The organism is Litchfieldia alkalitelluris (genome assembly GCF_002153425.1).
Classification (GTDB): Bacteria; Bacillota; Bacilli; order Bacillales; family Salisediminibacteriaceae; genus Evansella; species Evansella alkalicola.
The window spans coordinates 4,345,273-4,360,158 of the sequence record NZ_KZ119600.1 but is presented as its reverse complement, the minus strand read 5'-3'; the positions used below and the strand labels follow the sequence as shown (position 1 = coordinate 4,360,158).

General features: G+C 44.2%; 12 protein-coding genes and 1 pseudogene. 6 read left to right on the top strand and 7 right to left on the bottom strand.

Annotated elements, in window-relative coordinates; translation table 11 throughout:
* Positions 1–127 precede the first annotated feature (127 nt).
* The gene (locus BW724_RS20480; RefSeq protein ID WP_088078097.1) at positions 128–1,168 is read left to right on the top strand and encodes an ATP synthase beta subunit C-terminal domain-containing protein; all 1,041 of its coding nucleotides are present in this window, start codon (positions 128–130) and stop codon (positions 1,166–1,168) included.
* 697 nt (positions 1,169–1,865) lie between these two features.
* A complete protein-coding gene (locus BW724_RS20475) occupies positions 1,866–3,110 on the top strand; it encodes a glycosyltransferase (RefSeq protein ID WP_176371508.1) in 1,245 nt (414 codons plus the stop codon).
* A gap of 88 nt (positions 3,111–3,198) precedes the next feature.
* Here BW724_RS20475 and BW724_RS20470 read toward each other — a convergent pair whose 3' ends face one another.
* The 4 genes and pseudogenes from BW724_RS20470 to BW724_RS20455 all read right to left on the bottom strand — a co-directional run bounded on the left by BW724_RS20470 (position 3,199) and on the right by BW724_RS20455 (position 7,190).
* A complete protein-coding gene (locus BW724_RS20470; RefSeq protein WP_088076966.1) occupies positions 3,199–4,314 on the bottom strand; it encodes a glycoside hydrolase family 11 protein in 1,116 nt (371 codons plus the stop codon).
* Between the two features lie 590 nt (positions 4,315–4,904).
* A pseudogene (locus BW724_RS20465) lies at positions 4,905–5,078 on the bottom strand (YqcI/YcgG family protein); the annotation flags it as partial.
* 726 nt (positions 5,079–5,804) lie between these two features.
* Complete coding sequence (locus tag BW724_RS20460) at positions 5,805–6,446, bottom strand: ThuA domain-containing protein (protein ID WP_088076965.1); 642 nt, start codon at positions 6,444–6,446, stop codon at positions 5,805–5,807.
* Between the two features lie 18 nt (positions 6,447–6,464).
* Positions 6,465–7,190: an SDR family NAD(P)-dependent oxidoreductase gene (locus BW724_RS20455; RefSeq protein WP_088076964.1), complete on the bottom strand. Its 726-nt coding sequence runs from the start codon at positions 7,188–7,190 to the stop codon at positions 6,465–6,467.
* A 490-nt stretch (positions 7,191–7,680) separates the two neighbouring features.
* On the opposite strand from BW724_RS20455, the gene BW724_RS20445 reads away from it, so the two are divergent.
* The 3 genes from BW724_RS20445 to BW724_RS23835 all read left to right on the top strand — a co-directional run bounded on the left by BW724_RS20445 (position 7,681) and on the right by BW724_RS23835 (position 9,014).
* Positions 7,681–7,896 carry a helix-turn-helix transcriptional regulator gene (locus BW724_RS20445; protein WP_088076962.1) on the top strand — a complete coding sequence of 72 codons (216 nt, stop codon included), beginning with the start codon at positions 7,681–7,683 and terminating at the stop codon, positions 7,894–7,896.
* The gene (locus BW724_RS20440) at positions 7,889–8,278 is read left to right on the top strand and encodes a DUF2178 domain-containing protein (RefSeq protein ID WP_088076961.1); all 390 of its coding nucleotides are present in this window, start codon (positions 7,889–7,891) and stop codon (positions 8,276–8,278) included. Before BW724_RS20445 ends, BW724_RS20440 begins: the two co-directional genes overlap by 8 nt.
* 589 nt (positions 8,279–8,867) lie before the next feature.
* Complete coding sequence (locus BW724_RS23835; RefSeq protein WP_176371507.1) at positions 8,868–9,014, top strand: hypothetical protein; 147 nt, start codon at positions 8,868–8,870, stop codon at positions 9,012–9,014.
* A 202-nt stretch (positions 9,015–9,216) separates the two neighbouring features.
* On the opposite strand, the gene BW724_RS20435 is transcribed toward BW724_RS23835, so the two are convergent.
* The 3 genes from BW724_RS20435 to BW724_RS20425 are packed head-to-tail and all read right to left on the bottom strand — an operon-like array spanning position 9,217 to position 13,320.
* Positions 9,217–10,248: an RNA polymerase sigma factor gene (locus tag BW724_RS20435; RefSeq protein WP_088076960.1), complete on the bottom strand. Its 1,032-nt coding sequence runs from the start codon at positions 10,246–10,248 to the stop codon at positions 9,217–9,219.
* A gap of 5 nt (positions 10,249–10,253) precedes the next feature.
* On the bottom strand, positions 10,254–12,638 hold the full coding sequence (locus BW724_RS20430) for a sensor histidine kinase (protein WP_088076959.1): 2,385 nt from the start codon (positions 12,636–12,638) through the stop codon (positions 10,254–10,256).
* A complete protein-coding gene (locus BW724_RS20425) occupies positions 12,616–13,320 on the bottom strand; it encodes a response regulator transcription factor (RefSeq protein ID WP_088076958.1) in 705 nt (234 codons plus the stop codon). The genes BW724_RS20430 and BW724_RS20425 overlap by 23 nt, the downstream gene beginning before the upstream one ends.
* Before the next feature lie 363 nt (positions 13,321–13,683).
* Here BW724_RS20425 and BW724_RS23830 point away from each other — a divergent pair, with 363 nt between their 5' ends.
* A complete protein-coding gene (locus tag BW724_RS23830) occupies positions 13,684–13,860 on the top strand; it encodes a hypothetical protein (RefSeq protein WP_176371506.1) in 177 nt (58 codons plus the stop codon).
* Positions 13,861–14,886 lie beyond the last annotated feature (1,026 nt).

The following is a 14,886-nucleotide window of genomic DNA, read 5'->3' as shown; positions in this document are numbered from 1 at the left end:
GTTTGCGAAGGAACACGCGCTCATCACGTAGGAGTAACAATAATTACGTTTTAAAGTAATTTAACTATTGCGTTCGAACGTAACATGAATTCTATTAAAAGTAACAGGAGGTGGAGGGATGGATAAGTTGGAAAATATTCAGTTGAATGTTCCGTTACTAAGGCGTAAAGTTCCAAATTTAACGGCAGCAGCAAGAACTGTTGGGCTGCGACCTGCGACTGTATCTAATTTATGTACGGGAAAAATCCCAATTGGTCGAGCAGAGGTTAAAACATTAGTGGCGCTTTCGACGTTGGCAGAATGTAGCTTGGACGATCTCATTATCAGAGGGGAGAAGATGGAAATGGTCGAAACGGGAATAAAAACTCTGGATGTCTTTGCACCATTGACTAAGGGTGGCACTGTCGGTTTAGTGGCGAGGTTTGGAATGGGACAATTGGTTGTTTTAGCAGAAATGTTTCATCGCCTTAAAAAGAGAGATTTCACAACTGCATTACTCTTGCCGTCAGGAGATCACCCAGAGATAAACGATGTGTTGGGTGAAGTGGACATACAAGTTCAAACCGTTGATGAAGCCTATGAAAAATTGGTCGTGCTAGGGAAAAAGAAAGACATCGCCTTTGCAGCAGATAGATCTCACGTTTTAACAGGAGATATCCATCAGCTTCAAGAGCGATTAAGTGATGTTGGCGTAACGATGACAACATTCCTAGTTGATTTAAAGGGAGAAGCCGTGGACGAGGATCTTCCTTATGGACCGTTGGAAACCCTTTGGCAGTTTGATGCGGATTTGGCTGCACGACACAAGTTTCCAGCAGTGAACCCAATTTACTCTACATCATCGATCTTGGAAGGGGGCCATTTAGAAAAAAATCATTTGGCTGTTCAGCAACGAGCACTTAAGCTTCTTCGGAGGTATCGGGAGCTCCGTTCATTGGTCGCGGTCAGCGGAATGGATAAGTTGCCTGCGGCAGAAGTGGAGACCTACCATCGCGGTGAAAGGTTAGAAGCCTATTTAACCCAGCCATTCTATGTTGCTGAAGAGTTTACTGGGAAAAAGGGAGAATACATTCCCCAGCGAGAAACGATAGAAGATTTACGCAAAATCCTAGATGGGGAAGTAGACAATGAGGAAGTTGAAAAACTGAATTTTATAGGGACACTATAGGGAGTATAGGGGGCCGGTTTACTTGTGAGGTGCAATTGTCAAATCGCAGACAAATTCTCACGCTAAATCACAGAACTTTCGCCACTATATTCACAGTATAATTCGCATATTGCATATTACAATGGTACGAAAATCTTCGTGCCATTATTTTTATGTTTGCTTATTTCACTAACCATAAAAGATAATTTATTTTCACCAGCGCAAACAAGAGTGCCAATTACTATGTGATTTGCGTGTCGGTTTTGCGGTGAAACGCTGATTTAACAATAAAAAATTAAATGAAATGAGTAGATAAAGTTATTTCTTTTGGTGTAAGGAAACATATTTTCCAGTGAGAAACATTACCTGGTAACTTAAAAAAATCCAAAGTGAAAAACTTTACGAATCCACGTGCCCGTAGTGATTTGATGAAATTGTGTGTGTGCAACATTACCAGCTAACACAAGTTGGGCTTATTCCTCTGTTATTCCCTCAATTCCCAAGGGTATATAAACATATACAACTGTTTAGTTTCAATTCTTAATCGACAAGCCAACACCCACCTCCTATTGGCGAATTCACGAGTAAAAAAGAAGATTAGGAGAATTGCCCAATAGGCTAGTCGAAAAAGTAGATTAGATGACTTGGCTAATAGGCGAAGATTCATTGTTGGCTTTCGTGTATATATTTCGGAAAAACTCGTTGGGGAGTGGTTAAATTGGAGAAAGCAGATTCCATATCGGTTGTGACAGCTGTAAATAACGGGGGGACGCACCTCCGCGAGGCTATCGACAGTATTCTGAATCAGTCATACGCCGATTTTGAATATATTATAGTGAACAACGATTCGGCGAACGGAACGAAGAAGCTTCTTGACCAAATTCAAGATCCAAGAGTGAACGTTATTCATTTGGAAAAAAACGTGGCTATCCCTAGCGCACTAAATGTAGGCATTCAGAAGGCGAGAGGAAAGTGGATTGCCCTGCAAGGCGCCAACGATGTGAGTCATAAAGACCGATTGCAAAAACAGTTTGCCCAAGTCGTTAAGGAGAATCGCAACCTAGTGGCTGTTGGGGCATTGGAAAAGTGTATTAATCGTGAAACTATAATTAACACTGCCGGAAAAAATGAAGGTAATACCTATACTAGACGAGGTGACGATTCTAACTTTGACGCCAACGCTAATGTCAGTGTCAAAACTAGGGTCGAGGATCAATCACAAATTACGGTTGAAACTCCATTGAGGTTAGAGGCAGGACAGCTTTTTTACAAAAATAATAATATCTTTCACAGTAATCAATTCTGTAGTCTCTTCCATGGTTATGGCGCTGCTTTCTTTTTGAAGGAAGCGTTCATAAAAATAGGCGGCTATGATCCTATCTTTCAAATTGCCTACGATTATGACCTCTGGACAAGGCTCAGGCATTATGGGGAGGTTTCTAGGATAGAGGAGGTTCTTTATCACTATCGTACATCGAACCCTCCCATGGACATGGACAAAAACATGAACATGAACTGGAGAATGAACTTGAACATGAATGCTAGTAACACCCAAAATATAAGGAATCAAAGACACAAAAGAGACAAAGGGAACCAAAGTAATAGACAAATCAAAATGGAATTCATCAGAGAGGTTTTACTCAGTACATTTAAAAATATTGCTGAGCTAAATTACAGAAATCTAACTAGAAAACCACGTCTACTGTTATTAGGGACGGCGCACAATCAGCAATTTTATCGAAAACAGATTGAACAGGAAAATGCCTATGCTAATATTAGCTTTCAAGAGCTAGGGTTTCATGGAGTGCGGAAGGCAGGAACTTTATTTGAGACCAATGAAATTGACGGTGTCATCATTGATTCGAATCAGTCCGAGGGGGGCAGTGTCCGTTTCTTAAAGAAGAAAGGCCTCGCATTGGGGAAAAGTCTGTTTCCAGTTTGGATGCCTGAGGGAGACTCGTGAGGGGGGACTCGTGATGAAGTTCGGTAAAGTTCACAAAAAGTTCGGGGACCAGGTCCCCGAACTTTTCCGAACTTTCTCCACCTCTTACTTAGTGAATCTCTAAGTAGTCAATGTACGCGTCCCAGTTTCCATCATTATTTGTCAAAATAAGCTCGACTTCCTGATGGCCAGTTCCATGCTGTACATTATCGATTGTGTAAACGGCTGGGTGATGGTCGCCGTAATAGAACGTTCCCACATACTGCCCGCCAATTCTTAAATCAACCTGTGCTAAGTTATTGTTGTTTGAAGCACCCCTAAGTGAAAAGCTATGTGTATCGTTCGCAAAATACTGTGTATAAGTTACCCTGTCTTCGTTTCCATGCAAGACAACACCATCAAAAGGTGAGTAAATTCGATTAGCCCATGGACCACTAATGGTCATGTCCTCGGCCTGAACAACAGTGGAACCACCATTACCACCGCCGTCACCGCCTCCATTCGATGGTGGAGGAGTACCGCCACCGCCGCCAGAGCTGCCGCCTATCGTTAAGTTATTTCGATACACATCTGCACTTCCACTACTTTGCCAACCTTCTACGGTCAAAGCCACTTCATACATGTTACCCATTGGCATACCATGGGCTTCCCATGCATGGAAATGTTCACTAACTGATATCGTTCCACTCGTCCGCTTATCCGTTCTTACACTCCAATACTGCTGGAAAGTTGCAGTTCCTTCAATGGAAGGTTGCTGAACACGAGTAGTTTCATAGATTTCATAAGTTCCACCGTCGACATGAATTGTGCCTTTCGGTTCAGCACCTGGTGGACGCCAAGTACCCCAACTATCGACGATATAAAACTCCACGAGGGGGTCAGTTGTCCAACCATATACCGCTAAGTAAGAACTTCCATTTGGCTGATAATTTACACCGTAGTCAACGGTTATATTACCAAGTTGTTGGTGCGTTTGAGTCGTATCAAACTTCTGTCCTTTTCTGAACAAAATATTATGAACGTCATGCCACTCCGCGCTGAAAGTACCCCCACTATTAAGTGTCATACTTCCATATCCACCTTCATCCTTCCAAAACTCATAGTCATAGCCATCATGTGTGCCAATTTCATTACCAGTGATTTGCGCCGATGCGATCAGGGGAGGAAAGACTAATGCGAAACAGAATGCCATGGCAAAAAACATTTTTAAACTTTTAGGTTTCATTGAGTAAACTCCTTTTTTAATAAATATTCATTTTTGTTTTCGAACAAATTCAGTTCCCGACAAATTCGTTTTCAGAAAAAACACGCCTCTGTTTTCAGAAAAATAGATTGTAGCTCAAGTAAATGGTGAACGGTCCTCCTCTCCAGCTACAGGCTTGTAAGCGCTTTTTAATACGCTTATTGGAGATGATAACGAAATTTTCGGAAAACTTTAACCGTACAATGGTCACTAAAAAGAATCTCACTCATTTTGTAGTATGAAAGGGTGGCCCATTAGTAGGGTAGCATGGTAAAGTATTACAGTAAAAAATATCCATAACATCATATAGGTTCAATTTGCTAGGCTAAAAGTGTTGGTGTACCGTGCCAGAAGTAGGAGATAATCTTACAAGGCAGTGACGAAAGTATCATTTAGCTTTTTCGAATAAACACCACCACTTTAGTCTTAAAAACATGATAATAGCTGAAAAAGAGGGTCACATCCTGCCGAATCACGTTTGTACCGCCATACAATGGTCATAAACGCAGGGACGGTTCTGGCGTTTACACTTCACGTGTAAACACCAAAACCGTCCCGCTGTTTCCGCCAGTTTACTTTTCATGTACATGGAATGGGCATCTTCCTTTGATCGGCTCAGCGTCGTCACCAATGAAGAACTGCTTCCATTCGTTATGAGTAGGATCACCATAATGGTTAATGTCAGGGTGCTTAGGAAGTTTGTCCCAAGCTTCCACACGTTCTCTCACTTTTTCACGGGACATTAAACGCAGGGACGGTTCTGGCGTTTACACTTCACGTGTAAACACCAAAACCGTCCCGCTGCTTTCGCTGTTTTTAAATAAAGAAACGAGGAGAAATGCTCGATTGAATAAATAAGTGGAGAAATTCCCCTTATTAAATAAATAGCACAAAAAATAGTCTTAATAGACGGAGAAATTCCACTTATTGAAACCAATCTATTTAAAAAGGTGGAATTTTCTTTGCTTAGGCGGAAAAACTCCCCTTAATCACCAGGAAATTAGGTGATTTTTTACTTTAAACGGAATTTCTCCGCTTATTTTATTTCCCCTGTGATGCTGTGATTTGATATCATTTTGCACCTCTGAAGTAAGCCGTCATGCTGTTTTCAAGTCGACAGTTCTTCATCGAAGCCGCTAAGAACTGTTGAGTAAACCTCCTCGGCTCATAAATATAAAAAGCCTACCAAAAAACGAATAGGAATTTGGTAGACAAATGAAACTGCAAATTAGTTTTTTTGGTGGGGAGAGGCGGCGCAACAGAAACTGCTACGAATTCCTGTGTTTCCCCCAGGCATATATCCTTTGTGATCGGGAGAACCGTCCCCGCGTTCACGTGCGTTTAACAGCAACCACTCGAGTTCACAACACACCCGCATTCAGAAGCAGCCACCCGCGATTAGACAAAAAGCCCCAGGCGTGAACGCAAGAACCGTCCCCGCGTTTACCTGTGTTTACAGCAACCAACGGCGTTTACAGTAGCCACTGGATTTTTTCGGCTAGCAACTCCGACACGTTTTTGTCTAGCATGGCTTCTTCTGTGTGGGCGGGGGTGAAGCAGCAAACTTTCCCGCGACCGAAGCTGTGTTTCCAACCTGCTAAGGAATCGCCGTCCACGCCTGTGCTCCAGAGATACACCTCAGTGGCATTCACATCGCAATGGACAAAGTACTGCTCGTCCTTCAGTGGGAACGTATTTGGCCCAGTTTTTTCATCTTCCTTCAACATGTATGTCACATCTTGAAGCCCTGGTGGGTGGTAGTCGAAATAGCCACGACACATTTTTATGTAACGGCACTCTGGATCGTAGCCAGCCATTCCTGAATGCCAGGACAGGACGCTCCCACCATTTTCGACGTACGCGACTATTGTTTTATCCAAATCGTCCGTCAACCAAGCTTGCACGTCCTCTTCCTCAGGCTTCTGGGGATCCATCTTCCCGTTCACAAACAAGTCGGGTTTCTCAGCCAACGCGGCCCCAACTTCGTCCGTCGTAATATAGCGCAACTCCACGTCTTCTTTGTTCGGCAAGCGGTCAATAGCAGCCTCCAAACCAACTTTATAAGCATCTTCATCGTGATAGAAATCTCCAAGTAGTGCCACAATTTTCACCATTTTAACAGCTCCTTTTCGTTACCAGTTTATTTTATTTCCTTGATAGTCGATGTACATGTGCTCCTCGATTGGCGGCGCTTTCAAGATCTGCTCGGCAATCCCCGTGGCAGATGTCATGGCGTCAATCTCCGCGAAATCCATGAATTCACCCATAATATATGTTTTCACAAAACCAGGGTGGAAGGCCAGCACCTTGATCCCATGCTCCTTCAACTGATTCTGCAGGATCGTCAGTCCCATATTCAGCGCGGACTTGGACATGGAGTAGCCGTACTCCTTCACGCGCCAGGAATCTCCGAGACTCGCCGCCTCCGATGAAATATTCGCGATCATCTTCGTCTCGCCGTTCATGATGAGTGGCAAAACTGATTTGGCAACCCGCAACGGTCCAAACGCATTCACGTCCACCAACTTCATCATATCACCATAGTGGAATTCCCCGTAAATATCGGTGGAGCGATCCTTGTACAGCCCCGCGTTGTTGAGGACAATATCAAGTTTTCCACCAGTCTGCTCTTCGATATATTTCGCCGCGTTGTCGACGGAACTTTGATCGGTCACATCTAATGTCACGGTGTCAAGATCCTCACCGTGCTCCTTCTTCAGGTCGTCGAGCTCGGTCCAATCGCTCATATAGCGCCCCGCGAACACCTTGAACCCGTGCCCGAGAAACACCCTCGTCAAGGCAAGTCCAAGCCCGCGGTCAGCCCCAGTAATATAGATGGTTTTCTTCTTGTTTTCCATGCGAATCCTCCTAGCTGTGAATGTTAGTTTTTTTGTCGGGAAAAAATTAGTTGGTAATGCTGAAATAAAAGTGACATACCAAACTAGTGGCTAGCTTTTTCTTTGAAAAAACTAAATGTTAATGCTGAAACAATGGTGCTGTATACCCCAAAAAAGTGGCTAGTATTTTCTCTGAAAAAACTAGTTGGTAATGCTGAAATAAAAGTGACATTCCAAAATTAGTGGCTAGCTTTTTCTGTGAAATATTTAGTTGGTATACTATACAACTATTCGCCAACCGAAACAAAATTCCTTCTTGAACATGGGGACATTCTTGCGTTCACAAAATACGGGCCCCTGCCCACATATTAAAGCCACAATAAAGAAACTGTAAACGCAAGAACCGTCCCTGCGTTTCCTCCGGTTGACAATTTTCACTTTGTGCAATTAAGATAGTAATCAGGTGTAAAACATCTTTTACACCTAATATTAGTTTGGCGGTGCTAGTTCTATGCAAAATCATATAAAAGCATACAGGGAAAAGCAAAACATCTCCCAAGGAAAGTTGGCGGAGCTTTGCAATGTCAGTCGACAAACAATCAATGCTATTGAAAATAATAAGTATGACCCGAGTTTAAAGCTCGCCTTTAATATCTCAAAGCAGCTAAAGGTTACGATGGAGGAATTGTTCGTGACAGAAAAAGGAGGGGACAGTACCAATGAGTAATACCAAAAAGATTGTAGTCACAATAGGCTCCTTGTTTTTTATCGCATCAATCATAGCGTTCTTCTACAACTGGCTTGTAAATGAAACAATTTACAGTGCAAATATACTGTTTAGTTTTATATTATTATCTACCGTATTAAACTTCCTTAATATGAAGGAGTTCGATAAAAATGAAGCGGACGAATTAGATCAACACGTAAAAACCCAAAGCGCTCGAATCGGATATTATGTGCTGATGATATTAGCTGGGCTCATTTTATTTATTTCCGAAGGTACGTCAAACCTCAATGACATCGAAAACTATCCACTCCTCCTAGTAGTAGGCTTAACTTTAATCATTCAGCCAATAACCGAATTCCTATATGCAAGAAAATATAAGTAAATGGGAGTCTGGGGTCGGAGGTTAAAACGCAGGTGTGATCGTAAACGCAGGTTGGTGCGTGTAAGCGCGGGGAAGGTTCCTACGTTTACACGGTAGGGGGGCGATATATGCAGTAAGGGTTCTTGCGTTTACAATTTTGGAGCGGGGAATTGGTATCAATCTCTTGGTCTATTAAGTGCTGCTAAGGGCAATAACTGGATGAGCGCGAAAGTCTAGTCCGCATTATTGAAAAATGCGGACTCAAATCGATAAGAAAGAGGAATTCAGTCCGCATTATTGAAAAATGCGGCCTCAAATCGATGAGAAAGAGGAATTCAGTCCGCATTATTGAAAAATGCGGCCTCAAATCGATGAGAAAGAGGAATTCAGTCCGCATTATTGAAAAATGCGGCCTCAAATCGATGAGAAAGAGGAATTCAGTCCGCATTATTGAAAAATGCGGCCTCAAATCGATGAGAAAGAGGAATTCAGTCCGCATTATTGAAAAATGCGGCCTCAAATCGATGAGAAAGAGGAATTCAGTCCGCATTATTGAAAAATGCGGCCTCAAATTGATGAGATAGAGGAATTCAGTCCGCATTATTGAAAAATGCGGCCTCAAATCAATGAGAGAGAGGAATCTAGTCCGCATTTTCGAAAAATGCGGCCTCAAATCAATGAGAGAGAGAAATCTAGTCCGCATTTTCGAAGAATGCGGCCTCAAATCATAGAGAAAGAGGAATCTAGTCCGCATTAATGAAGAATGCGGCCTCAAATCGATGAGAGAAAGGAATTCAGACCGCATTATTGAAGAATGCGGCCTCAAATCAATGAGAAACAGGAATTCAGTCCGCATTATTGAAAAATGCGGCCTCAAATCGATAAGAAAGAGGAGTTCAGACCGCATTATTGAAGAATGCGGCCTCAAATCGATAAGAAAGAGGAATTCAGTCCGCATTCTACAAATCCGTCAACATAGCTTTCAACTTCTGTTTCCCGCGGTAAAGCCTGATTTTTACTGTAGATGGTTTTAAATGAAGCTCTTCAGCAATCTCTGACTCTTTTAGATCCTCATTGATTTTTAGCCTCATCACTTCTCGGTAGCGGGGCTTCAGCGAACCAATTGCAGATTGGATTTCCTCTCTGAGCCAAGCATATTCTACTTCTTTTTCCACCAAAGCAGTTTGCCTTACGACCACACCGGAAGAGGAATAAATCCTAGAAGCCACGTCAACCGTAGAATCAGGAGAACTACCCCAACCCCGCGAGCCCGCCCAACTGCCAGGAGAATTCGACCGCGTTCCCGGCTGGAAACCAACACTAACACTGTCGAGAAACTCTCCTTCCATCAAAATACCCTTCTTTCGACCCTCACTCCTGAGATAGTCGAGGGCAACCCTAGTGGCAATAACAGTCAGCCAGGCGCCCATTTTCCGCTCATCCTTAATCGCGGCACCAGTCTCCAACGCCTTCAAGGCTTTGATGAATGTGTCGTGAACGAGATCCTCGGCGAGATGACGATCTTTGACGATGGAAAAACATTTAGAGTAGAGCCGGGCATAGTATAAGTTGTACTGTTCTCGAAAGTCTAATTGGGTAGGTCTCGATTCCGGAAAACTAAGGTCGCGGGACTTGTCATCGTTAGGACTCTCGCTGAGTTCGCGAATCTCTCCAAGGCTGCGAGGTTCACTGAAGTCGCGGGACTCGTCCGAATCAGGATTTTCCCTAATGTCGCAGGAAACGTCCAAGTCAGGATTTCCCCTAATGTCGCAGGAATCGTCCAAGTCAGGACTCCCACTTAATTCGCAGGAATCGTCCGAATCAGGATTTCCCCTTAATTCGCAGCCCTCACCAAGGTTCGCAGATCCGCCAACCTCAATCCCAACCTCAATTCCCATACCAACCTCAACGGCCTCGACCGCATCCAAACGACCAACCTCAACCAGATCATTAACACCTTCAACCATCTCCAAAGCATTCTCCTCAATCATACCAATCACCTCTTTTCCAGCGGCAACTTGACCGTTACTTTAAACAAATCGCCGTCCGTTGCCAAGTCCATCACACCGTCGTGGAGCTCGACGATAGATTGGGCGATGGCGAGTCCGAGTCCAGAGCCTTCTGTTTGACGAGAAGTATCTCCCCGTTTGAAGCGCTCCACGAGCTCGCCATGCTCACCGTTCAGTTCATATTTCGAAATGTTTTTGAATGAAATCACCAAATCTCGATCCACCACAGACACTGCTAAATACACCCGCGTATTTTCCAATGAATACTTCAAGATGTTGCCGATCAAATTGTCGAAGACGCGCCATAGTTTTTGCCCATCAACAAAAGCGAATACGGGCTCGGCACAAGCCACCTTGCTGACTCGGAAATCGAGGCTGGAGTCGCGGATCGCATCGTCGTATTCGGCCAACGCCTGCTCTAGCAACTGACAGATGTCCACCGTGTCCTTCCTCAATTCGATGTTACCGCTCGCCATTTTTGACACCTCGAACAAGTCGTCGATCAAGACCTTTAACCGTTTCGATTTGTTGTCGATTATTTTCACATACGCCTCCCGTTCCTCCGCAGAGAGATCCTCAGCCTCAGACTTCAGCAGCTCCGTATACGTGATGATGGAGGTCAACGGTGTCCTAAGATCGTGACTCACGTTTGTAATTAGCTCTGTTTTCAGGCGCTCACTTTTTGCTTGCTCACTCTGCGAAGTTTTCACCGACTCTTCTAAAACATTGATGTTATTGGCCAACTGGGTAAGAACAGCGCCAGAATGCCCAGTGACAGGGAGGTCCCGCCCGAGTTTTCCGGCAGCAATCTCGTCAGCCTTCTCCACAATGCGGTTGAAATAGCCAATCCTTCGCGTCAAAAATCCGAATAAAGGAACTCCGACGATGGCCAAAACCGCAAGATATCCAAGTCCCAAAATGGGGTGCATGAAGAAGGAAATCGCCCCAAATCCGAACGCAAACACTGTCAACAAGATTAGGTAAAACTGCGTTCCCGTGCTGCGATTCAAAAATGCCTCTTGAAGGAGGTTCTGAACACGAGCGAATGGCTTCTTCAAAACGAGCCAAACACGATATGAAACCGACTTCTTCAAGGCTGCCTTAAAAGTTTTCCAACGGCGAACTTCGCTCGCAAGGAACCAAAGCTGAAGCATCGCGATGCTCCCAGTCACGGCCAGAATACCGAGGCTCAGGGCATAGTTCCAAATGAAATTGTCCCACAAACGCACAGGCGTATAATGAATGCTCTGGCCAAGAATGATCAGGATTACGAACGGCACGGCCGCCGTAAAAACTAAGGCGATGACTCTCACGTCAAGTGGAATTCTCGAATAGGCTGCTTGCCAATTCGTCAATTCGTCCCGTATACCTCGAGATTTAATCAACATCACGAGGCCAATGATCAACGCAACAATGGCAGATATAATATAGCTGAAAACCAGCTTTTGCTCCGACTTATAACGATCCGCAGCGATCATCAACGGGTTGTTACTAGGCAGCTGATTCGCCACGCCGATTTTCCCGTGAAACCATGCGTCGTTTTCATGATAATTATAGTAAAGATGGTAGAACGAAGCATCACTTGCATGCAACGAATACTCCGTTGTAAAAATGGAGTTGTACTCGTTGACATGGCGGTGGGCCTCCCGTATTTCCTCAGACCAATCGTACTCCACAACGTACTCCGCACTATAACCACGCAGTCCGATCTGTTGCCCACCAGACGCCTCCTCATTAGGCTGTCCGCTCTGCTGGCGACCAGTAGCCCCATCATTACCCGCTGATCCAGGTGGCTCCTCTACGTTTGTGAAAGTCTCCCCAGTTTCCATATTTGTAAAAAAATAGTGATATTGCTCCAAATCTCGTTGAAACTGAGCACGATTTCTTTCTTTTTGATGGAAAGAATTCCGAATATCTTGAGCTTTTTCCTCCACAATTTTTTCCCGAATGTGGTCGTCGCTGGCGAAGTTCGCCGTAATGTCCTCCAGCTTCTCATCTCGCTCCTCAATCAAGGATTGCTCCAGCCCCTCATAGCCCAACTCCTGCGCGGCTTCAATCCTGTCTACATATTGCTCGCGAATGCTCTCAAGCTGATCTTCAAGGGAGCCGAAACGATAGCGATGATCATTAATCTCATCCTGCGTCACCGTAATCTCTTCAATAGCTTCGTCCAACGTCGTATCGTTGAGCGCAAACATATTCAGATTGTGGGCAAACTGATGCAGTTCACCGCGGAATTCGTTCGTTTGGAAATAGTCTTTGTGCATGTATTCCGTGCCCGTGGTGAAAAAAATGAGCGCTCCACTTAGGCCAAAGGTGATGAGTGCTGCAACAACGACGATAAGTAAGTTATTTTTCCATTTTGTAGCCAATTCCCCACACCACCTTCAAATATGTTGGATTCTTCGGATTGATCTCGATTTTTTCGCGAATCTTCCGAATATGCACGGCGACAGTGTTTTCCGCGTTAAATCCAGGCTCTTGCCAAACCTGCTCATAAATTTCATTGATGGAAAAAACTCGTCCCGCATTTCTCATTAATAGTTCTACGATTTTATACTCGATTGGGGTGAGCTTCACCGGGTCCCCGTGGAGACAAACTTGTTTTGCCGATGGATCCAACGTAAGCCCTTTAAGATCAATTACCTTGTTTTGATTTGCCCCCTCGTAATTCCCAAGCGTTACGTATCGCCGCAGCTGGGACTTCACCCGCGCCACCAGCTCCATCGGGTTAAACGGCTTCGTCACATAGTCGTCCGCCCCAACCTGCAGCCCAAGAATCTTATCCGTATCCTCACTTTTCGCGCTCAATATGATAATCGGGATATTCTGCTTCTCCCGAATTTTGTATGTAGCACCGATCCCATCAAGCCTCGGCATCATCACATCTAGAATAATAAGGTGGACGGTGTGCTCGGTGAGAAGCTCGAGTGCCTCAAGTCCATCCTTTGCTTTCAAAACTCGTACTCCTTCATTCTTAAGGTAGATTTCGATCGCGTCTCGAATCTCACGCTCATCATCCACCACCAACACATTATAATTTTCGTTATCCACTGCTGTAACACCCCTTTCTAAAGCTTATCTATCTTTTTGAACGTTGTAGATTCTTCTAACGCGGCTGCTTCTTCTAACGTTGTTGTTGTTAGGAACGCTGCTACCGTATCGAAGGCTGCTGCTTTTATCACGCAGTTGCTGTTTCTAAAGCCAGCTATCGTTTCGAAGGCTGTTGCTTCTACAAACGCTGATGTCGTTTCGAACGCCAGCTATCTCTTTCCAGGATCATTGTTGTTCACGCGCTAACTATTAATCTTCCACTATCATAATCCTAAACTAAAAATCTTAACATCTATTTATCAAAAATCTTAAGACTTTCTTAATAATAAGGTGAGTGGGTGTGAGAACAGGTGTGGTTGTGTTGTGTCCAAGGGTGTGAACAGCGGTGTGAACAGCGGGACGGTTCTTGCGTTCACGGGTGGGGCGGACAAAACTAAAAGTGAGATGTTAGAAAGTACGCAGGTGGGGTATCTGCGGACAAAAGCAAATAGAAAAAAGTTAGAAATGTCCGCAGGTGGGGTATCTGCGGACAAAAGCTAAAAGAAAAGAGGTTGAAATGTCCGCAGGCGGAGTGTCAGCGGACAAAAGCTAATAGAAAAAGGTTGGAAATGTCCGCAGGGGAAGCGTCAGCGGACAAAAGCGAAAAGAAAAGGGGGTGAAATGTCCGCAGGTAGAGCGTCAGCGGACAAAAGTTAAAAGAAAAGAGGTTGAAATGTCCGCAGATTGAGTGTCAGCGGACAAAAGTGAAAAGAAAAGGGGTTGAAATGTCCGCAGGTAGAGCGTCAGCGGACAAAAGTTAAAAGAAAAGAGGTTGAAATGTCCGCAGATTGAGTGTCAGCGGACAAAACTATAAAGAAAAAGGTTGGAAATGTCCGCAGGTTGAGTGTCAGCGGACAAAACTATAAAGAAAAAGGTTGGAAATGTCCGCAGGTTGATTGTCAGCGGACAAAAGCGAAAAGAAAAGGGGTTGAAATGTCCGCAGGTAGAGCGTCAGCGGACAAAAGTTAAAAGAAAAGAGGTTGAAATGTCCGCAGATTGAGTGTCAGCGGACAAAAGCGAAAAGAAAAGGGGTTGAAATGTCCGCAGGTTGAGCGTCAGCGGACAAAAGTGATAAGAAAAAAGCTAGAAATGTCCGCAGGTGAAGTGTCTGCGGACAAAACTATAAAGAAAAAGTTTGGAAATGTCCGCAGGTAGAGCGTCAGCGGACAAAAGCTAAAAGAAAAGAGTTGGAAATGTCCGCAGGCGGAGCATCAGCGGACAAAAGCCAAAAGAAACAAGCTAGAAATGTCCGCAGGATGAGTGTCAGCGGACAAAAGCTAAAAGAAAAAAGATAGAAATGTCCGTAGGTGGAGCACCAGTTGCTGTTAGATAGAAGCACTAACGACAAAACCCATAAGATATCAAGCAATATTGTCGTTAGATAGAAGAATTAACGACAAAACTGATTAGATATCAAGCAATACTGTCGTTAGATAGAAGAACTAACGACAAAACTGACGAGGAATCAAGTAGTACTGTCGTTAGATAGAAGAACTAACGACAAAACTGACGAGGAATCAAGTAGTA

Excerpts from the sequence above, each read along its gene's own strand:
- BW724_RS20435 (WP_088076960.1), bottom strand. The coding sequence starts at position 10,248 with ATGATTGAGGAGAATGCTTTGGAGATGGTTGAAGGTGTTAATGATCTG.
- BW724_RS20470 (WP_088076966.1), bottom strand. The coding sequence starts at position 4,314 with ATGAAACCTAAAAGTTTAAAAATGTTTTTTGCCATGGCATTCTGTTTC.
- BW724_RS20440 (WP_088076961.1), top strand. The coding sequence starts at position 7,889 with ATGAGTAATACCAAAAAGATTGTAGTCACAATAGGCTCCTTGTTTTTT.
- BW724_RS20445 (WP_088076962.1), top strand. The coding sequence starts at position 7,681 with ATGCAAAATCATATAAAAGCATACAGGGAAAAGCAAAACATCTCCCAA.
- BW724_RS23835 (WP_176371507.1), top strand. The coding sequence starts at position 8,868 with ATGCGGCCTCAAATCAATGAGAGAGAGGAATCTAGTCCGCATTTTCGA.
- BW724_RS20460 (WP_088076965.1), bottom strand. The coding sequence starts at position 6,446 with ATGGTGAAAATTGTGGCACTACTTGGAGATTTCTATCACGATGAAGAT.
- BW724_RS20455 (WP_088076964.1), bottom strand. The coding sequence starts at position 7,190 with ATGGAAAACAAGAAGAAAACCATCTATATTACTGGGGCTGACCGCGGG.